This window comes from Desulfocurvus thunnarius (genome assembly GCF_055390965.1).
Genome location: NZ_AP042411.1, coordinates 1,755,417 through 1,775,090, shown reverse-complemented (window position 1 = coordinate 1,775,090; position 19,674 = coordinate 1,755,417). Strand labels below are relative to the sequence as shown.

Genomic DNA, 19,674 nt, shown 5'->3' with positions numbered 1-19,674 from the left:
AGCCGGACCCCGCGCACGCCCCCGAATCACGGCGCGCGCGGGGTCCGTGCGTTTCGGCCCGGTCCGGGCGCCGGAATGCGCATGGTGGTGGCGCGGCGCCGCCGTCTTGTGCTAGGCTGGGGCCGCGCGCCCGCCCCGGGCGCAAGGAGGGCATGGCCATGGATCAGGGACGCATCCGCCTGGGCATCGCACGCTGCCTGCTGGGCGACCCCGTGCGCTACGACGGCACGCACAAGCTCGACCGCACCCTGCGCGACGGCCTGGGCCGGTTCGTGGACTGGGTGCCCGTCTGCCCGGAGGTCGAATGCGGCCTGCCCGTGCCGCGCGAGGCCGTGCGCCTGGTGGGCGACCCGGCGGCGCCCCGGCTGGTGGGCCGGACCTCGGGCACGGACGTGACCGAGCGGATGCGCGCCTGGGGTCGGGGGCGCCTGGAGGCCCTGGCGCACGACGACCTGTGCGGCTACGTGTTCCGCTACGGCTCGCCTTCCAGCGGCATGAGCCGGGTCAAGGTCTACCCCGAGGGCGGCGGCCCCGCGCGGCGCGACGGCACGGGCCTGTGGGCGGGCATGGTCATGGCCCGCTTCCCCGACCTGCCTTTCGAGGACGACGGCCGCCTGCGCGACCCGGCCATCCGCGAAAATTTCATCACCCGCGTGTTCACGCTCATGCGCTGGCGCGAGGCCATGGCCGATGGCCCCTCGCCCCGGGCCCTGGTGGACTTCCACACCCGCCACAAGCTGCTGCTCATGGCCCACAGCGTGGAGCTGTACCGCGCGCTGGGGCGGCTGGTGGCCGGAGCCGGGGGGCCGGAGGCCGAAACCCTGCCCGGGCGCTATTTCCCGCTGCTGCAAAAGGCCCTGGGCTATCTGCCGACCACGCGCAAGCACACCAACGTGCTCGCCCACGTGCAGGGCTACTTCAAGCGCGTGCTCAGTGCCGACGAACGCCAGGAACTGACCGGGCTGGTGGAGAGCTATCACGCCGGGCTGGTGCCGCTGGTGGTGCCCGTGACGCTGCTCAACCACTACGTGCGCAAATACGGTCAGGCCTATCTGGCCGGGCAGGTCTACCTGAACCCGTATCCGGCGGAACTGATGCTGAGGAATCATGTCTGACCCGGGGGGCGCCCCCGGGCCCGATCCGGCAACGCCCCCCGGGCTGGCGGACGACGCGGCGCGCGGCGGGGCCACCGTCGCCGTGCTGGGCGCCACGGGCTACGTGGGCGGGCGGCTGGTGCCCGTGCTGCTGGCGGCGGGCTGGCGGGTGCGCGCCGTGGGCCGCTCGGCGGGCAAGCTGCGCTGCCGGGCCTTCGCCGGACACCCGCGCTGCGAGCTGGCCGAGGCCGACGCGCTGGACCCGCAGGCCCTGGAACGCGCCCTGGCGGGCTGCCGGGCGGTTTACTACCTGGTCCACTCCATGGAAACCGAGGCCGGGGACTATGCGGAGAAGGACCGCCGCGCCGCCCGGGCAACGGCCCGCGCGGCGGCCGCCGCCGGGGTGGAGCGGATCATCTACCTCGGCGGGCTGGTGCCCGACGACCCGCACCTGAGCCGCCACCTGCGCTCGCGGGCCGAGGTCGGGGCCATCCTGGGCGCGGGGGCCGTGCCCGCCACGGTGCTGCGCGCGGGCATCATCATCGGCTCGGGCAGCGCGTCCTTCGAGATCCTGCGCTACGTGGTGGACCGCCTGCCCGTGATGCTCGCCCCGCGCTGGGTGCGCACCGAATCGCAGCCCATCGCCATCCGCGACGTGCTCTTCTACCTTGCGGGCTGCCTGGAGCACCCCGAAACCGCGGGCCGGACCTTCGACATCGGCGGGCCCTACATCGAGACCTACGAGCGGCTGTTCCGCATGTATCAGCAGGAGGCCGGGCTGCCCCGGCGGATCATCGTGCCCCTGCCGCTGCTCACGCCCCGGCTGTCGTCCCTGTGGCTGGGGCTGGTGTCGCCCATCCCCACGGCCCTGGCGCGGCCCCTGGTGCTCGGCCTGCGCAACCGGGTCGTCTGCCGCGAGCACGCCATCCGCGAAATCATGCCCCGCGAGCTGACCGACTGCCGTACGGCCATCCGCCTGGCCCTGGAGCGCGTCCAGCACAGCGGCGTGGACACGAGTTGGTCCGACGCGGGGAGCCTGCGCACGCCGGAGTGGGCCGCCCCGGGCGACGCGCCCTATGCGGGCGGCACCGTGTTCCGCAGCGCTTACGGCATCCGGCTGGCGGGTTGCCCCGAGGAGCTCTGGGACGGCGTGACGGCCATCGGCGGCGACCAGGGCTGGTACGGCCACGACCTGCTCTGGGGCCTGCGCGGATTCCTGGACAAGCTGGTGGGCGGCGTGGGCCTGCGGCGCGGGCGCAGGCACCCCACGCGTCTGGCCGTGGGCGACGCGGTGGACTTCTGGCGCGTGCTCGACGTGCAGCCCCCCGAGCGGCTGGTGCTGCTGGCGGAAATGAAGCTGCCCGGCGAGGCGCTGCTGGAATTCAGCCTGGAGCAACTGCCCTGCGGCGATACGGACCTGACCCTGACCGCGCGCTTCCTGCCGCGCGGGGTGGGCGGGCTGCTCTACTGGTGGGCCGTGTATCCCTTCCACGCCCTGGTGTTCAAGGCCATGGCCCGGGCCATGGCCGCGCGCACGCCCTGCGCCGTGCTCCAGGGCCCCCGGGCCCTGCCGGGGCTGCCCCCGGCCTGCCATGTGCCCGATCAGGAAGCGGGGTGTCCGGCCCTGGAGCGCGGGCTGTGCCGCGCCCGGCGCCCCGGGCCGCCTCCGGGCGGGGCGTCCTGCCCGCTGCCCGGAGAAGGCCCGAAGCCCCCTGCGCCGGGGGTGACCCGGCCCGAACCATAACCCCCGGGCCGCCGCCCGGAAACGGAGCCCCCATGCCCGTCAACCCCAGGCGTGTGCATACCCTGCGGGCCGCCCCCGACGGCGGCGGCCCGGTGCTCTACTGGATGAGCCGCGAACAGCGCGTCCACGACAACTGGGGGCTGCTCCACGCCCGCGAACTGGCCGGGGCCCGGCGGCCCCTGGTGGCGGCCTTCTGTCTTGTGCCGCAGTTCGCCGGGGCGGCCCTGCGCCAATACGATTTCATGCTCCGGGGCCTGGAGGAGACCGCCCGGACCCTGCGCGGCCTGGGCATCCCCCTGGTGCTGCTGGAGGGCGACCCGGGGCGCGAGGTTCCCGCCCTGGCGGCCCGGCTGCGGGCCGGGGCGGTGGTCACGGATTTCGACCCCCTGCGCATCAAGCGCGACTGGCAGGCCCGCGCGGCCCAGGCCCTGGACGCGCTTTTCCTGGAAGTTGACGGACACAATATCGTTCCGTGTCGCATTGCGTCATACAAAAAGGAATACGCCGCCCGGACCATCCGCCCGCGCATCCACAAGCTGCTTCCGGAATTCCTGGAAGAATTTCCGACTCTTGCACCGCAGGAGGCCCCCGTGCCGGACCTGCCCGCGCCGGACTTGGCCCGGGCGCGCCAGGCGCTGCGCGCCGACCCCGGGGTGCCGCCCGTGGCCGTGCCCGCCGGTGAAGCCGCCGCCCGCGCGGCCCTTGCCGCCTTCGCCTCCGGCGCCCTGGCGCGCTACGCCGCCCGGCGCAACGACCCCAACGCGGACGCCGTTTCGGGCCTGTCGCCCTACCTGCACTTCGGGCAGCTCGCACCCCAGCGCGCGGCCCTGCACGTCGCCGCCACCGGCGGCGGCGAGAACCAGGCCGCCTTCCTGGAAGAACTGGTGGTCCGCCGCGAACTGTCCGACAACTTCTGCCTGCACAGCCCGGACTACGACACCCTGGCCGCCGCGCCCGACTGGGCCCGCCGGACCCTGGACGAACACCGCGACGACCCGCGCGCCCATCTCTACGCCCCCGGGGCCTTCGAGGCCGCCGCCACCCACGACCCGCTGTGGAACGCCGCCCAGAACCAGATGCGCGCCAGCGGCGGCATGCACGGCTACCTGCGCATGTACTGGGCCAAGAAGATTCTGGAATGGTCGCCCGACCCGGAAAGCGCCCTGGCCACGGCCATCGCCCTCAACGACCGCTACCAGCTCGACGGCCGCGACCCCAACGGATACACGGGCATCCTGTGGTCCGTGGCCGGATTGCACGACCGCCCCTGGGGCCGCCGCCCCGTCACCGGGACCATCCGCGCCATGACCGACTCCGGCTGCCGCCGCAAATTCGACGTGGCCGCCTACATCCGGCGCTGGGGCGGCTGAAGCTGGCCCCCCAGGGAAGGCACGGAAAAATCCGCCGCCGCGCGCGGGGCGTCCGCGCAATCATAAACACCATCCCCGCCCCTTGCCGCCCGCCGTTTCGCACAAGAGGGCCCACAGTTCCCGCGGCCCTTGTCCGGCCCTGCGCCCCCGAAAGGCCCGAAAGAGGGCGCTCTGTCCGGAATGGGGGCCGCCCACAGGCCGGAGCAGGGCCCGGACGAGCAGGGAACCGCCATGCGCCCAAATGGCTCCCCGGGCTGGACAGACCCTCCCCCGGGATGTATGCAGGCCCGGCCAACCGCCCGCCAAGGCGCACGGCAGTAGTCAAAATCCATAATCGAGGGTTTCTTCATGTCGCAACGCGAACAATGGGGCTCGCGCCTGGGCTTCATCCTCGCCGCCGTGGGCTCGGCCATCGGCCTGGGCAACATCTGGCGCTTCCCCTACATGGCCTATGAAAACGGCGGCGGCGCCTTCCTGGTGCCCTATCTCTTCGCCATGCTCACGGCGGGCATCCCGTTCATGATCCTGGAGTTCACCCTGGGCCACCGCTTCCGGGGCTCGGCGCCCAAGGCCTTCGCCAGCATCTCGCGGCGCTGGGAATGGCTGGGCTGGGCGCAGGTCATGGTCGCCGCCGTCATCGCCGTCTACTACGTGGCCGTCATCGGCTGGACCATCAGCTACACCGGCTTCGCCCTGACCGGCGCCTGGGGCGACGACCCCAAGGGCTTCTTCTTCGGCGAATTCCTGGGCCTGAGCTCCGGCGCCCTGGAGCTGGGCAGCCTGCGCCCGACCATCTTCGGCGCCGTGACCCTGGCCTGGGGCATCACCTGGCTGGCCTGCGTGACGGGCGTGCGCGCGGGCATCGAACGCGCGGGCAAGGTGCTCATGCCCGTCCTGTTCCTGCTCGTGCTGGTCTTCACCCTGCGGGTCGTCTGGCTCGACGGCGCCGTGGACGGCGTGAACTGGCTGTTCTCCCCCGACTTCTCGCGCCTGACGGACTACCGGGTCTGGGTCGCGGCCTACGGGCAGATATTCTTCACCCTCTCGGTGGGCTTCGCCATCATGATCGCCTATTCCAGCTACCTGCCCGCCCGCTCGGACATCAACAACAACGCCTTCATGACCGTGTTCATCAACTGCGGCTTTTCCATGCTCGCGGGCGTGATGATCTTCTCGGTGCTGGGCTACATGGCCGCCCGCCAGGGCGTGCCCCTGGCCGAGGTCGCGGGCGGCGGCGTGGGCCTGGCCTTCGTGACCATCCCCACGGCCATCAACCTCATGCCCATGCCCGTGTTCTTCGGCACGCTGTTCTTCCTGTCCCTGACCATGGCCGGGGTCAGCTCGCACATCTCCATCGTCGAGGCCTGCATCAGCGCGTTCATGGACAAATTCGGCTGGAGCCGGAAGACCACCGCGTCCACCCTGTGCGCCGCCGGGCTGGCGATCTCCACGATCTTCTGCATGGGCGGCGGGCTCTACGTGCTCGACATCGCCGACCACTTCGCCAACAACCTGGGCATCCTCGGCGTGGCCCTGGCCGAAATCTTCCTGCTCACGTGGCTGTGCCGCCTGGAAGTCATGCGCGAGCACGCCAACTCCGTGTCCGAGTTCGCCGTGGGCGCGTGGTGGTCCATCTGCCTGCGCTACCTCTCGGCGGGCATCCTGGCCCTGCTGGTGACCCTGAACCTGTACGGCGACCTGACCACGCCCTACAGCGGCTACGGCAACGCCGAGCTGCTGGCCTACGGCTGGGCCGTCATCACGGCCTGCATCCTGTTCGGCCTGGCCCTGCGCGCCGCCCCCGGGCGCCCCGGCTTCGCCGTGAAACACGACGAATCCCTGTGGAGGGAACCATGAGCGCCAGCGCCATCATCATGCTGTGCATCGGCTTCGGCCTCACCTGGGGCGGCGCGGCCCTGTGCCTGCGCCTGGCCCTGAGCTCCCGGGGCTGATTCGCAACAGGCGTTGCGCGGGCTCCCGGAAGCGGCTATTCTCCGCCCGGGGGCCCGCGCCCGCGCAATCCCGGCCCCGCCCAATGGAGCCACCATGACCCGGATGCACACCATCTCCGCCCTGACCAGGAACCGCCCCGGCGTCCTGGCCGACATGGCCCAGGCCATCCGCAAGTACAACGTCAACATCAGAAGCCTCTCCGCCGGGGAGACCGAGGACCCCGAGGTCTCGCGCCTGACCATCGGCCTGGACGGCTCCGAGGACGACATCGCGCGCATCACCGCCGAGATGCAGCGGATGGACTACATCATCGGCGTGGACGACCTGCGCCGCCGCGACTTCGTGGACCGCGAGCTGGTGCTGATCAAAATCGCCATGGAACCCGCCGCCACCACGCAGATCATGCAGATCTTCGAGGTCTTCCGCGCCAACGTCGTCGGCATGGGCCAGACGAGCATCACCGCCGAAATGAGCGGCGACAGCGGCAAGGTCGATGCCTTCATCGGCATGCTCAAGCCCCACGGCATCAAGAGCCTGTGCCGCTCGGGCATGATCGCCCTCAAGCGCGGCGACGAGTAGGGCCGCCCATGCCCGCCACGCCGCCCGCCCCCGTGGCCAGCCTCCAGGCCCTGCTGCGCGAAGCCCTGCCCCCGGGCCCGCCGCCGCGCGTGGCCATCGCCCGCTCGGCCAACGGCTTCGTTCTCGCCGCCGCCGTGGAGGCCTGGCAGGCCGGGCTGGCCGAGCCCGTGCTCATCGGCGACATGGCCGCCACCGCCCGGGTGGCCGCCGAGCGCGGCCTGGACATCAGCCCCTTCGAGCAGATCGAAACCCCCGACGACGAGGCCGCCGTGCGCCAGGCCGTGGCCCTCTTCCGCCAGGGCCGCGCCGCCCTGATCATGAAAGGCCTGGTGCCCACGGCCACCCTGCTGCGCGCCGTGCTGGACAAGGAGCACGGCGCCGCGCCCTCGGGCATCCTCTCCCACGTGACGCTCTTCGAGGCCCCGCCCTCGGGCCGCCTGATGCTGCTGACCGACCCGGCCGTGAACATCCGCCCCAACCTCCAGCGCAAGGTCGAAATCGTGCGCAACGCCGTGGCCGTGGCCCGGCGCCTGGGCATCGCCCGGCCCCGGGTGGCCATGCTCGCCGCCACCGAGAAGGTCAACTTCCCGGCCATGCCCGCCACCCTCGACGCCGACCTGCTGGCCAAGATGGGCGCCCAGGGCGAGTTCGGCGACGCGCGCGTGGCCGGGCCCATGGCCCTGGACGTGGCCCTCTCGCCCCAGGCCGCGGCGCTCAAGAACGTGGTGAACGACGTGGCCGGGCACGCCGACATCCTCGTCACCCCGGACATAGAGAGCGGCAACGTGCTCTACAAGAGCCTGAACACCCTGCTCGGCCTGGACATGGCCGGGGTCGTGGTCGGCAGCCGGGTGCCCGTGGTCGTGCCCTCGCGCGGCGACTCGCCGCGAACCAAACTCCTGTCCATCGCCCTGGCCGCATTCCTGGCCCGCGAGAACCCCGCGTGACCCGCCGCATCCTGACCATCAACCCCGGCTCCACCACCACCAAGGTCGTCCTGCTCGACGGCGATACCGCCCTGCTGGACCGCGAGCTGGAACATCCGCGCGCCGAACTGCGCGGGCTGCCCAGCGTCTGGGCCCAACTGCCCCTGCGCCGCCGCGCCGTCCGCACCGCCCTGGACGACGCCCGCCACCTGCTGGACGGACTGCACGCCGTGGTCGGGCGCGGCGGGCTGCTGGCCCCCCTGCCCGGCGGCACCTACGCCATCGGCCCGGCCATGCTCGACGACCTGCGCGCCGCGCGCTACGGCGAACACGCCTGCAACCTCGGCGCGCCCCTGGCCCGCGAACTGGCCGACGAACTGGGCCTGCCCGCCTTCGTGGTCGATACCGTGGTCACCGACGAACTGCTGCCCGAGGCCCGGCCCACCGGCCTGCCCCAAATCCGCCGCCGCAGCACCTTCCACGCCCTGTCCCAACGCGGCGCCGCCCGCGAGGCCGCCGCGCGCCGCGGGCTGGACTACGAGCAGGCCAAGCTCCTGGTCGCCCACCTCGGCGGCGGCATCAGCATCGGCGCCCACCTGCGCGGCCGCGTGGTGGACGTGACCAACGCCCTGGACGGCGAAGGCCCCTTCTCCCCCGAACGCACCGGCACCCTGCCCGTGCTCGAAGTCCTGCGGCTGCTGGAATCCGGCAGCCACGACATTCCCACCCTGCGCCAGGCCGTGCTCCGCCGGGGCGGACTCTTCGCCCTGCTGGGCACCAACGACTTCCGCGAGGTCCAGGCCCGGGCCGAGGCAGGCGACGACGACGCCCGGGGCGCCGTGACCGCCCTGGCCTACAACGTGGCCAAACACGCCGCCGGTCTGCTGCCCGCCCTGACCACCACCGACGACCCCACGCCGCCGGACCTCGTGGTCCTCACCGGCGGGCTGGCCCGCAGCCCCCTGCTCACCGCCGAACTCACCCGCCGCCTCGCGCCCGTCGCCCCCGTGGAAATTGTCCTCGGCCTGACCGAAGCCCTGGTCATGGCCCGGGGCGCCGCCGCCGCTCTGGACGGGCTGCGCGAGGGCCGCCACTACCAGGGCGAAAGCCCGGCCTAGGCGGGGGAGGGGAAAACCCCCTTTTTCTTGAGGAGAAAAAGGGGGTTTTCCCCTCCCCCGCACCCCCACCCCTTTCCCCTAAAAAGACCTTCTTCTTTCGGGAGGGTATGAAGTCGGCGAGGGGCAGAAACGCGGGCCGGAGACGACGTGCTCCGGTGAGACGGGACATGCCTTGCAGCCCTGAACGTGCGCAATCCGGGCAACTGCGATCCGTGCGGACCGAAAAAGACGGTGCGTTGCCCGATCCGGGCAAGACGCCACAAAGCAACGGAAGGGACGTTCCGGACCGGACAGACGATGGCAGGCCCGGCCTTGACTGTTCCCCACGAGGCGAAAAGGCAGGGCCAAACAGATCTTGCGGCCCTGGGAACCCCTTGTCGTCTGTCGTCGCCGACATCCCTCCGTTCTCGTCTCCTTCGCCTTCGTCCTTTTCCCCTCGACCCGCCCAAAACCCCCGGCCCGGTCCGCGCGGCTCTTTGCCGCACGGACCGGGCCGGCGTGTGGGGTCAAGGGGTCCCCGACCCCTTGCGGGGGTCCGGGGGGCGGCGCCCCCTGGCGGGGTCCGGGGCAGCGCCCCGGCTGCGCGCCGGCGTCAGCGGCCGGGTGCGGCGCAGAGGAAGGGCGAAGGTCTCCAACCCCGTCCATATCGATAGGTGACGATTTTTTATTATGCTGTAATACAACAAATAATCGGCCGACGATTAGTCGTCGGCGAATTGCTGGCGCAGGGTGCGCAGCAGGGTGATGAGGGCGTCGGCGTCCTGGGGTTGGCCGTCGATGCGCATGGCCTGGACGAGGGCCACGCGGTTGCCGCGCGGGGTCGTGGTTTCGTGGAAGTCGAGGGAGTGGGCCGGGGAGGTCCCCAGGTCCAGGCGCCAGCCGCCCGGCCCGCCGGACCAGGCCACGTCGGCGGGGTCCAGCCCGAGGCTGCGGGCCACGAGCCGGGCGAAGCCGCGCACGGTGAGATGCCCGCCTGCCCCGGCCACGCCGAGGAATTCACCCTTGGCCGAGCGCACGGTGAGCGGCAGGTCGAGGACGGGCGTGCCAGGCGCGGAGGGTGGCGTCGACCCGGCCCCGGGCGAAGCGGCGCGGCTGGGGGCTTGGGCTTTGGGAGCGGGTGAGGGGGGCGGCGGGGGGCTGGCGGATTGGCGGCTTGCCTGCGGGTCGGCCCCGGCTTCGGGCGGCAAAGGGTGCAGGGCGTAGCGTTCGCTTTCGCCGGAGGCGTTGCGGATGCGTACGATGCGGGCATCGCGGGGTGGGAGGGTGGCCAACTGGCGGCCCAGGGCCTGGGTTGCGGCCGTCAGGCTCTGGAGGGTGGCGTTGGCGGCGTCCACGTCGTGGCGCAGGGCAGCCAGTTCCGGGCCTTGGGGGGGCAGGGTGGCGGTGTCCCGGGGTGCGCCCGGGGGGAGTGCGGAGGTGGCCCCGGAGCGGTTGCGCAGGCTGTCTTCCAGGCGGTCGAGGCGCTGGGAGGCTTCGGCCTGGGCGCGGGTCAGGCGGACGATGGTCCGCGCCAAGTCCTGGACGGTGCGTTGCAGATCGGCGCTGATGACCGGCGTTTCGGGCAGGGGGTGGCGCCAGCTCCAGGGGAAGCGCAGGCGCAGCCGTTCGCGGAGCTGCTCCACGGACAGGCCGTCCATGAACCCCTGGCGGATGGCCAGACAGGCTTCGCGCGACTGCGGGGCGAAGCGCAGGGGTTTGCCCTGGCGCAGCACCGGGAAGCACCCCGGAAACTTGGCCCGGTAGCCCTTGATGGTGGTGACCGAAACTCCGGCTGCCTGGGCCAGTTCCTGGTGCGTCAGGCCGGAATCGTCACCCATCGTCGGCTTATTTTTCCCAGTTTTTATCATATGATAAAAGACAATATAAACTATCGTCACCAAAAGGTCAAGCCGTTGGTTCCCCGGTGGGAGCGCGTGCATGGAGCGTGCGTTGCGGGCTCTTGCCTGGGATGGTGTGGCCTCTGGTACCTGGGGGGAGCCGGAGGGGCGCCCGGGTTGGAGCCCGGAGCGAAGGGCGGAGCGGGTTTCGGGGAAGCCTGGGACTGGGGGGCGAATTTGTCCGGTGGCGACGGGGCGGAAGGCCCCCGGCGACGGGAGGCACCGCGCCGGGGGCCGGGGCCGGACCTTGCGCCCCGGGCCGGGCCCTGGCACAAGGGAGCCCATGCAGGCGCACTACTGGACGGGATTTTTGGCCGGGGCCGTGCTGGGCGCGACGGCGGGGCTGTCGCCCGGGCCGCTGCTGACCCTGGTCATCCGCGAGACGCTGTGTGGTGGCGTTGCCGCGGGCGCGCGCGTGGCGGCGTCGCCGTTGCTGACGGATTTGCCGATCATCGCCCTGTGCGTGGCGGCCTTGGGCGCGGCCTCGCGGGTGGAGCCCCTGCTCGGGGCCGTGGCTCTGGGCGGGAGCGCTTTCCTGCTGCACATGGCCCGCGAAACGTGGCGCAGCGGCCCGCCGGACCTGGACGCGCCGCCCGGGCCGTCGCGCTCCCTGGCCCGGGGCGTGGTCACCAATCTGCTCAGTCCGCATCCGTATCTGTTCTGGATGGCCGTGGGCGGGCCGATGCTGGTGCGCTCCTGGGCCGAGGACCATGGCGCGCCCTTCGTGTTCCTGGCCGGGTTTTATGTGCTGCTGGTGGGTTCCAAGCTGGGGGTGGCCGTGCTGGTGGGCCGTTCGCGCGCGGCGCTCACGGGCGGAGCGTACCGCGTGGTGCTGCGCGCGCTGGCCGTGGCGCTGGTGGTTTTCGCGGCGCTTTTGCTGCGCGACGGCTGGCGGCTGCTGGCCCCGGGGGCCGCGTAGGCGGCGCCCGGAGCCCCCGGCGAGGAATCGGCGCCGCCCTCATTGCGTAACGGTTGAAAAAACCCTATGAAATCGACATGCCGAAACCGAGTATCCTCATTGTCGATGACAGCGCGGTGATTCGCAAGGCGCTGTCCAAGACCCTGGACACCCTCGGCGCGCGGGTGACCCAGGCGGTGGACGGCGCCGACGGACTGGCCAAGGCCAGGGCCGGGCGCTACGACCTGGTCATTTCCGACGTGGACATGCCGAACATGACCGGTTTCGAGCTGTGCGAGCAGATCAAGCAGGACCAGGACATCCGCAGCACCCCGGTGCTGATTCTCAGTTCCCGCGACAAGGACGAGGACATCGAGCGCGGCTTCCGCGTGGGCGCCGACGGCTACCTGACCAAATCCGGCGGGCAGGACGAGTTCCTGACCAGCGTGCGCGAGTTCCTGGACCGTCAGGACATCATCCGCAACCGCAAGGTGCTGGTGGTGGACGACTCGGCCTACGTGCGCGCCGCCGTGGGCGAAGCCCTGGAAAAAAGCGGCTTCCACGTGGCCCAGGCCGAGAACGGCCGTCAGGCGCTGGACCGGCTCCTGGCGGGCGAGGTGCCCGACCTGGTCGTCAGCGACCTGGACATGCCGGTCATGGACGGCGTGCAGCTCTGCAAGGCCCTGCGCGCCGACGGCGGCCTGAAGAACATCCCCCTGCTGATCATGAGTTCCACCGACGACCGGGCGGTGATCCGGCGCATGTTCCAGCTCGGCGCGGCGGCGTATCTCATCAAGCCGTTCAACATGGAGCAGATGGTCCACACCGCGGAGAAGCTGCTGTCGGACCATTTCCGCAACCTGCTGCTGGAAAAGGAGCGCCTGCGCCAGGAGCACGCGCTCATGCTCGGCTCCATCACCAGCCTGATTCAGGCTCTGGAGGCGCGCGACGTGTATACGCGCGGCCATTCCGAGGCCGTGGCCGAGATCGCCGTGGGCATGGGCCGGGTCATGGGCTTCGCGCCCGACGAACTGGAAATGCTCGAAATCGCCGCCCGCCTGCACGACCTGGGCAAGATCGGCATCCCCGACGCCATCCTGCTCAAGCCCGGCAAGCTCACGGTGAAGGAATACGAAACCATCAAGGCCCACCCGACCATCGGCGCCGAGATTCTGCGGCCCATTCCGTCCATGGCGCCGCTCATCCCCGCCGTGCTCTCGCACCACGAGCGCATCGACGGCACGGGCTACCCCCACGGCCTCAAGGGCAAGGACATCCCGCTGTGGGCGCGCATCATCGCCGTGGGCGATATCTACCACGCCCTGACCTCCAACCGCCCCTACCGCGACCCCATGCCCGAGGAGCGCGTGTTGGAGATCATCAACGACGCCAAGGTCGGCCACCTGTGCCCCGACTGCGTGGCGGCGTTCCTGAAATTCCTGGAGGCCTGAGGCGGCAGCCCCGGCCCGTGCGGGCAACGCGGCAGGATGGGCTCCGACCGGCAGGTCGGAGCCCATCCTGCTTTTGCGGACAATGGCCGCGCGCCCGAGGCGCTTTCCGGGTGCGCCGGGCGCTCCCGGTCCGCGCGGAGAGGGGCGCCCCGGGCGGACGGTTTTCCTCCCTGATGCGGGGCTTCGCCCGGGAGGGCGGGGCTCCAGCGCCACCCGCAGGTGGCGGATTTCTTCGTCCCCTCCCTGCCTCCAGGGTGCCGGAGCCAGCGCGGGACGTGCCCGACGGAAGGCCTCCGGCGGCGGTCGGCGGTGCACGGCTTACTCCGCCGCGTTACAGCACGCAGGAGGCCTGCCCCCCGGCAGGGGCCGCTGGCTTCACCTCTGGCCCCGCCGGAGGGGTCGGCTGAAGGCGCTCTTGCAATGGCTGACGAAGCGGGGCAGGCCGGGAGCCGATTTTACAATCGGGCCCGGCGGGGGGATACTCGGCCCGCTGCCGGTACGGACACAGGCGGCGCTGCGTTCAATTTGAAATATTGATTTCATCGCACAGTTCAAATTGAAATGTTTGGGGTTCCGCTTTCGCCGTCCTCCGCCCCGGTCCAGCCGCCAACCCACCATGAATATTATGAATATGACTCTGCTGCTTGCGCCGCCCAAGGTTGGCAAGCCCCTTGCTATGATCGCCTCAGCATACCCAATGCTGGAGGAGAACATGAAAGTTATTATCGTCATGAGCGCCCACGACAATGTGGGCAACGCGGTCGAGGATATCGCCAGGGGCGATGAGGTCGCCTACGATGTGGAGGGCGTACGCCACACGTTCACCGCGGTAGGTGATGTCCCCTTCGGTTTCAAGGTTGCGATCAAGCCCATCCCGGCCGGTGGCGACATCGTCAAGTACAAGGAAGTGATCGGCCGGGCGGCCGTGACCATCCAGGCCGGTGAATGCGTTCACATCCACAACGTCGAGGGCAAGCGCGGCCGCGGCGACATTGAGGGGAGCAAGGCATGAAATTCCAGGGATACGTCCGCGCGGATGGTCTGGTAGGCATCCGCAACCACACGCTCATCATGGCCAATGGACGCGGGGCCGCCAACCTGGCCGTGCTCCTGTCCAAGCTGGTGGCCGGGTCCAGGTTCTACGTTCAGCCCAACGAGAACGGCCGCGACGCCGAAGACCGCGGCACCATCGCCCGGACCCTCGTCGGCTTGGCCAAGAACCCCAACGTGGGCGCCGTGCTCATCGTCGGCAACAAAAAGAACAGCGGTTACCCCGAGTTCAGCTACGAAGCCATCGTGGGCGAGATCGAGAAGTGCGGCAAGCCCATGGACACCTTGTTCCTGGACTCCTGCGGCGGCTTCCAGCAGGCTGTGGGCCTGGGCCTGCGCAAGGCCCGCCTCCTGGCCCAGCGGGCCAGCGAGTGCGTGCGCAGCGAAGTGGGCCTGGGGCAGTTGCACATGGCCGTGAAGTGCGGCTATTCCGACGCCACCTCGGGCATGTCCGGCAACCCCGTGGTCGGGCATTTGTTCGATCGTCTGGTCGACGCTGGCGGCACGGCCATGTTTGCGGAGACCACCGAGGTCATCGGCGCCGAGCACATTGTGGCCAAGCGTTTTCCGGATCCGGCCGAACGCCGGAAGTTCCTCGATGCCGTGGCCCGCGTCGAGGAGGAAGCCCGCTCCACCGGCGAGGACATCCGCACCATCAACCCCATCCCCGCCAACATCCAGGCCGGCCTGACCACCCTGGAGGAAAAGTCTCTCGGGGCCATCGCCAAGTCCGGCACCAAGCCCATCCAGGGTTGCCTGAAGTACGGCGAGATCCCCACCGGGCGCGGCCTCTACTACATGGACTCGTGGATGTCCTCCACGGCCCTGTTCCTGGGCTTTGCCGCGGCGGGGTCGGTGCTCAACATCTTCCAGGTGGGTGGCGGCTGGTTCCCCAACGACGCCATGATGCCCACCCACAACACCGGGCTTGTCACCCCGACCCTGTACATGACCGGCAACCCGCGCATGTACGAAAAGGGTGCCCAGGAGATGGACTTCAGCTCGGGCACCGTCATCAGCGAACACGAGCCCATCGCCCAGGCCGGGGAGCGGTTGCTGACCGAGGTGCTGCGGTTCGCCTCCGGCCGGGTGACCAAGGGGGAGACCCTGGACATCTACGACAACGTGGAGATGTACCTCAGGGGACCTGGCCTCTAGGAAACAACAGCCAAACAACACTGCGGTAAGGAGGGTGTCATGCGTAAAGGTATTCTGTTCATTGTGCTGGCAGCTTTGTGTCTGGCCACCACGGCTTGGGCCGGGGATTTCCCCGAGAAGCCGATCCAGGTGGTCGTTCCGTGGAAGCCGGGGGGCGGCAGCGACATTTCGGCCCGCATCATCGGCGACCACATGAAGGATCTTCTGCCCGAACCGCTGGTCGTCTCCAACATCGACGGCGCGGCCGGCCTCAATGGCGCGCTTCAGGTCCACAAGGCCCGTCCGGACGGCTACACCCTGCTTTGGGAGCACCCCGGCAACCTGGCCGTGGCGCCCATGGTCACCAAGGCCGAGTTCTCCTGGGAGGATTTCGAGCCCGTCTGCATCGCGGCCAAGGGCGACACCGCCCTCATCGTGCGCAAGGACAGCCCCTGGAAGACCCCGGCCGAGGCCTTCGCGGCCATCAAGGCCGAGCCCGGCAAATACCGTTGGGTTCTGGCCCTGAATGCGGTCTCCCACTTCACCTTCCTGAACATCAGCCACAGCGTGGGCGGGCTCAAGCCCATGTTCATCCCGGCCACGGGCGACAAGGGCCGCATCGTCAGCCTGCTGGGCAGCAACGGCGACATCACCACCGTCGGCTACGCCGCCGTGGAGCCTTACCTGAAGTCCGGCGATCTGCGCATCCTGGCCATGGTCAACGACGAGCGCTCCGTCTTTGCTCCGGACGTTCCGACCCTGAAGGAGCTGGGCGTGGACGCCTCCTACGACTTCGTCTACTCCGTGTTCGCACCCAAGGGCACGCCGGCCGAAGCCATCAAGACCCTGTCCGAGGCCTTCGAGAAGGCGCTGGCGGATCCCTCCACGGTCAATGCGCTCAAGGAACAGAGCATCATCCCGTTCTATCGTGACGCGGCCGGCATGCGCGCCTCCTGGGAAAAGGAAAGCACGCTCTATCACAAGCTGGCCCAGGAAAACGGCCTCCTCAAGTAGCTTCAATCCCCCTTGCGGACCGTCGCCCCCGGGGCGGCGGTCCGCCCTGCCGGAGCAGGGAGAGCGGGGCTGGTTCGAACCGGGGCGCGGCGGAAATACGTGCCCGAACGGAGGGAGGTTTCAATGAAAGTCAAGACCGGCGACTGCGTCATGTCCCTGTGCCTGCTGGCGGGCAGCGCGGCCCTGTACCAGCAGAGCACCAAGATCGACACGGCCATGGTCTACGCCCTGGGGCCAGTCTTCTTCCCCAGGATTCTCATCGGCGCGCTGGCCGTGCTGTCCCTGATTCTGCTCTTCCAGAGCTTGAACCTCAAAAGCCGGAAGCCTGACTGCGTTGCGAAGGCGGCCGTCGGTGTCGACGTTCTGATCCTGCGCTGGAGCCTGGTCGGGGTCGTGGTGCTCTACCTGCTGGTGTTGCCCCTGCTCGGCTATCTGGCCGCGACCATCCCGTTCCTTTTCGTGGGCATGTGTCTCCTCGGCCCCTGCAAGGGCAGGGATTTGCTGACCTACGGCGTGGTTTCCACGGGCATCACCCTCGGTCTGCAGTACATTTTCGCCTCGTTGCTCAAGTTGTTTCTGCCATAGGGGGCCAACATGCTCGATTTCAGCCAGATCGGTGACATTTTCACGACCTTCAATCTGATGCTCATGCTCCTGGGCGTGTTCGGCGGCCTGGTGGTCGGCGCCATGCCCGGGCTGACCAGCACCATGGCCGTGGCCCTGCTCGTGCCCATCACCTTCGGCATGAACGTGGAGCAGGGGCTGGTCATGCTCGTGGCCGTGTACATCGGATCCATCTCCGGAGGCCTGGTTTCAGCGGCCCTGCTGAACATTCCCGGCACGCCGTCCTCGGTGGCCACGACCTTCGACGCCTTCCCCATGGCCCACCGGGGAGAAGCCGGCAAAGCCCTGGCCTACGGCGTCTTCGCCTCCTTCCTGGGCGGCCTGGTGTCCTTCTTCGCCCTGGCCCTCATCGCGCCGATCCTCGGAACCTTCGCCCTGCGCTTCGGGCCGTACGAGTACTTCGCGCTGGTGGTCTTCACCCTGAGCTGCATCATCTCCATCTCGGGCAACTCCCTGACGAAGGGGCTCATCGCGGCCTGCATCGGCATGCTCATGGCCATGGTGGGCCTGAGCGAGACGGACAGCGTGTCCCGGTTCACCTTCGGCGTCTCTTCGTTGCAGTCCGGCTTTTCCATGATGCCGGTGCTCATCGGCATGTACGCCATCTCCCAGGTGCTGCGGGACGTGGGGGAAATAAAGAAGCCCTTCAACATCCTCAACGCCAACTTCACGGTGCGCGAGTTCTGCCGCGTGATGGCCGCGTTCCGTCATTCGGTGAAGAACACCCTGCGTTCCTCGCTCATCGGTGTCGGCATCGGCATCCTGCCCGGCGTCGGGCCCGGCCTGTCGAACATCGTGGCCTACTCCCAGGCCAAATCCGCGTCTCCCGATCCGGACAGCTTCGGCAAGGGCAACCCCGACGGGATCATCGCCTCGGAATCGGCCAACAACGCGGCCACGGGCGGCGCCATGATCCCCCTCCTGACCCTGGGCATCCCCGGCGACGCCACGACCATGATGATGCTCGGCGCATTCATGATTCACGGTGTGCAACCCGGGCCGCTGCTCATGCGCGACCACAGCCACCTCGTGCTCATCATCCTCTGCGCCTACTTCATCAGCAACCTCTTCATGCTTCTGCTCCAGGTCTACTTCATTCGCGTGCTCATCAAGGCCCTGATGATCCCCCGCTACATCCTGTACCCCATCATCCTGGGGCTGTGCGTCATCGGCTCCTACGCCCTGAACAGCAGCATGTCGGATGTCTGGATTTTCTTCGCCACGGGCATGGTCGGCTACGCCTTCTCACGCCTGGGATTCCCGCTCCTGCCCCTGGTTCTGGGGCTTATGCTCGGCGGCATGGCCGAAAGCCAGTTGCGGGTGAGCATCGTCATGGGCGGCAACAGCCTTGCGGGCTATCTGGACCGTCCCATTGCCCTGTTCTTCCTGGCCGTCTCCGTTCTGTCCGTGGTTTGGTCCCTGTACAGCAAGCGTCGGGCCCGCCTGCGCCAGGCGTGCATCCCCGAACCGCTGCCCAGCGAGAGCATGTAGCACCGAGCGATTCGAGGATATCCGCCATGAAATCCCTTACGCCTCTCTTCCCCGAGTTGCCTCTTCCCGGTCTGCCGGAGCAGGCTGTCCCTGAGTTCGTCGGCGTCACGGTCCGGCAACCGGAGTTCTCCGCGCTGGAAGACATTGACGGAGCCCTGGACCGGGCCCTGGCGTCCGCCGACGGCCTGGGCAGCCTGCCCAAAGGGGCCAGAATCGCCGTCGCGGTAGGCAGCCGGGGTATCGCCCGGTTGCCCCAGGTCGTCCTTGGTCTGGTCCGCCGCCTCAAGGATTCGGGTCTGGCGCCGTTCATCGTGCCGTCCATGGGCAGCCACGGCGGCGGAACGGCCGAGGGCCAGGTTCAGGTTTTGGCCCACCTCGGAATCAGCGAGGAGACCATGGGCGTCCCCGTGCTCTCCAGCATGGAGACCGTGGATCTGGGCGAGGTCGAACCCAACGTGCATGCGCACGTCGACCGCAACGCCTTCGAGGCCGACGGCATCGTGGTCGTGGCCCGGGTCAAGACCCATACCAACTTCGAATCCGACATCGAAAGCGGGTTGTGCAAGATGGTTTCCGTGGGCCTGGGCAAGGCCACGGGTGCCCGCAACGTGCACATCTACGGCCGCCGCGGCCTGGTGGAGCTCATGCCGCGCATCGCGGCCCGCTCCCTGGAGAAGGCGAAGTTCCTGCTGGGCGTGGCCGTGGTCGAAAACAGCCACAAGCAGTTGGCCGTGCTCGAAGGCGTGCGCCCGGAGGACTTCTTCGCAGCCGACCGCCGGTTGCTGGCCTTGTCCAAGTCCCATGCCCCGGCCCTGCCCTGGCCCCAGATCGACCTCCTGGTGGTCGAATACCTGGGCAAGGACATCAGCGGCACGGGTATGGACCTCAAGGTCATCGGCCGGGAGGGCTTTCGCGGCGACCCGCTGCGCCCGCCCTACATCAACGGCATCGTGACCCTGCGCCTGACCCAGGCCACCGACGGCAACGGAATAGGCCTGGGCAACGCCGACTTCACCACCAGGGACACGGCCAACAGGCTGGACATCAGGGCCATGTACATCAACGGCATGACCTCGGCCTGCATGACCCGGGTGCGTATCCCGGCGGTGCTGCCCACGGAACGTCTGGCCATCCAGGCCGGGTTGCGGGTCTGCTGGCAGCCGGACCTGGATTTGGTGCGGGGTTGTGTCATCAAGTCCACCTCGGCGCTGGACCGTATGCTGGTCACAAAGCCCTTGCTGCGCGATCTGCTGGACAAGGGCTCCGTTTCCGACATCTGGAAGGACGCCGGACCGCTCGAATTCGCGGCGGACGGTGCCCTTATCAGCGGCCTGTAAGCCCGGCGCCC

The 19,674-nt window shown here is 69.4% G+C and carries 17 protein-coding genes; 16 read left to right on the top strand and 1 reads right to left on the bottom strand.

Annotated elements, in window-relative coordinates:
• The first annotated feature begins 158 nt into the window (after positions 1 to 158).
• The 8 genes from ACZ5KV_RS07685 to buk all read left to right on the top strand — a co-directional run bounded on the left by ACZ5KV_RS07685 (position 159) and on the right by buk (position 8,784).
• Positions 159 to 1,115, top strand: a complete 957-nt coding sequence (locus ACZ5KV_RS07685) for a YbgA family protein (RefSeq protein ID WP_464241757.1) — start codon at positions 159 to 161, stop codon at positions 1,113 to 1,115.
• The gene (locus ACZ5KV_RS07680) at positions 1,108 to 2,838 is read left to right on the top strand and encodes an SDR family oxidoreductase (RefSeq protein ID WP_464241756.1); all 1,731 of its coding nucleotides are present in this window, start codon (positions 1,108 to 1,110) and stop codon (positions 2,836 to 2,838) included. Before ACZ5KV_RS07685 ends, ACZ5KV_RS07680 begins: the two co-directional genes overlap by 8 nt.
• Before the next feature lie 32 nt (positions 2,839 to 2,870).
• Positions 2,871 to 4,208 (top strand): deoxyribodipyrimidine photo-lyase, encoded by a 1,338-nt coding sequence (locus ACZ5KV_RS07675; protein WP_464241755.1) that lies wholly within the window; start codon positions 2,871 to 2,873, stop codon positions 4,206 to 4,208.
• Between the two features lie 348 nt (positions 4,209 to 4,556).
• Positions 4,557 to 6,065 (top strand): sodium-dependent transporter, encoded by a 1,509-nt coding sequence (locus tag ACZ5KV_RS07670; RefSeq protein ID WP_464241754.1) that lies wholly within the window; start codon positions 4,557 to 4,559, stop codon positions 6,063 to 6,065.
• Entirely contained in the window at positions 6,062 to 6,160 is a 99-nt protein-coding gene (locus tag ACZ5KV_RS07665) for a MetS family NSS transporter small subunit (RefSeq protein ID WP_464241753.1), read from the top strand. The genes ACZ5KV_RS07670 and ACZ5KV_RS07665 overlap by 4 nt, the downstream gene beginning before the upstream one ends.
• A 94-nt stretch (positions 6,161 to 6,254) precedes the next feature.
• Positions 6,255 to 6,740, top strand: a complete 486-nt coding sequence (ilvN, locus tag ACZ5KV_RS07660; protein ID WP_464241752.1) for an acetolactate synthase small subunit — start codon at positions 6,255 to 6,257, stop codon at positions 6,738 to 6,740.
• 8 nt (positions 6,741 to 6,748) lie between these two features.
• Complete coding sequence (locus tag ACZ5KV_RS07655; RefSeq protein ID WP_464241751.1) at positions 6,749 to 7,687, top strand: bifunctional enoyl-CoA hydratase/phosphate acetyltransferase; 939 nt, start codon at positions 6,749 to 6,751, stop codon at positions 7,685 to 7,687.
• Positions 7,684 to 8,784 carry a butyrate kinase gene (buk, locus tag ACZ5KV_RS07650; RefSeq protein ID WP_464241750.1) on the top strand — a complete coding sequence of 367 codons (1,101 nt, stop codon included), beginning with the start codon at positions 7,684 to 7,686 and terminating at the stop codon, positions 8,782 to 8,784. Before ACZ5KV_RS07655 ends, buk begins: the two co-directional genes overlap by 4 nt.
• 701 nt (positions 8,785 to 9,485) lie before the next feature.
• Here buk and ACZ5KV_RS07645 read toward each other — a convergent pair.
• Entirely contained in the window at positions 9,486 to 10,601 is a 1,116-nt protein-coding gene (locus tag ACZ5KV_RS07645) for a hypothetical protein (RefSeq protein WP_464241749.1), read from the bottom strand.
• 343 nt (positions 10,602 to 10,944) lie between these two features.
• Here ACZ5KV_RS07645 and ACZ5KV_RS07640 point away from each other — a divergent pair, with 343 nt between their 5' ends.
• From ACZ5KV_RS07640 to ACZ5KV_RS07605, 8 genes are all read left to right on the top strand, one after another.
• Positions 10,945 to 11,580 carry a LysE family translocator gene (locus tag ACZ5KV_RS07640; RefSeq protein WP_464241748.1) on the top strand — a complete coding sequence of 212 codons (636 nt, stop codon included), beginning with the start codon at positions 10,945 to 10,947 and terminating at the stop codon, positions 11,578 to 11,580.
• Positions 11,581 to 11,657: 77 nt separating this feature from the next.
• On the top strand, positions 11,658 to 13,010 hold the full coding sequence (locus tag ACZ5KV_RS07635) for a response regulator (RefSeq protein WP_464241747.1): 1,353 nt from the start codon (positions 11,658 to 11,660) through the stop codon (positions 13,008 to 13,010).
• Between the two features lie 712 nt (positions 13,011 to 13,722).
• Positions 13,723 to 14,022 carry a UxaA family hydrolase gene (locus ACZ5KV_RS07630; protein ID WP_464241746.1) on the top strand — a complete coding sequence of 100 codons (300 nt, stop codon included), beginning with the start codon at positions 13,723 to 13,725 and terminating at the stop codon, positions 14,020 to 14,022.
• Complete coding sequence (locus ACZ5KV_RS07625; RefSeq protein WP_464241745.1) at positions 14,019 to 15,218, top strand: UxaA family hydrolase; 1,200 nt, start codon at positions 14,019 to 14,021, stop codon at positions 15,216 to 15,218. The genes ACZ5KV_RS07630 and ACZ5KV_RS07625 overlap by 4 nt, the downstream gene beginning before the upstream one ends.
• Positions 15,219 to 15,257: 39 nt before the next feature.
• Positions 15,258 to 16,211 carry a Bug family tripartite tricarboxylate transporter substrate binding protein gene (locus tag ACZ5KV_RS07620; protein ID WP_464241744.1) on the top strand — a complete coding sequence of 318 codons (954 nt, stop codon included), beginning with the start codon at positions 15,258 to 15,260 and terminating at the stop codon, positions 16,209 to 16,211.
• A 123-nt stretch (positions 16,212 to 16,334) separates the two neighbouring features.
• Complete coding sequence (locus tag ACZ5KV_RS07615; RefSeq protein WP_464241743.1) at positions 16,335 to 16,796, top strand: tripartite tricarboxylate transporter TctB family protein; 462 nt, start codon at positions 16,335 to 16,337, stop codon at positions 16,794 to 16,796.
• 9 nt (positions 16,797 to 16,805) lie between these two features.
• The gene (locus ACZ5KV_RS07610; RefSeq protein ID WP_464241742.1) at positions 16,806 to 18,326 is read left to right on the top strand and encodes a tripartite tricarboxylate transporter permease; all 1,521 of its coding nucleotides are present in this window, start codon (positions 16,806 to 16,808) and stop codon (positions 18,324 to 18,326) included.
• Between the two features lie 26 nt (positions 18,327 to 18,352).
• Positions 18,353 to 19,663 (top strand): nickel pincer cofactor-dependent isomerase, group 22, encoded by a 1,311-nt coding sequence (locus tag ACZ5KV_RS07605; protein WP_464241741.1) that lies wholly within the window; start codon positions 18,353 to 18,355, stop codon positions 19,661 to 19,663.
• The last annotated feature ends 11 nt before the right edge of the window (positions 19,664 to 19,674 follow it).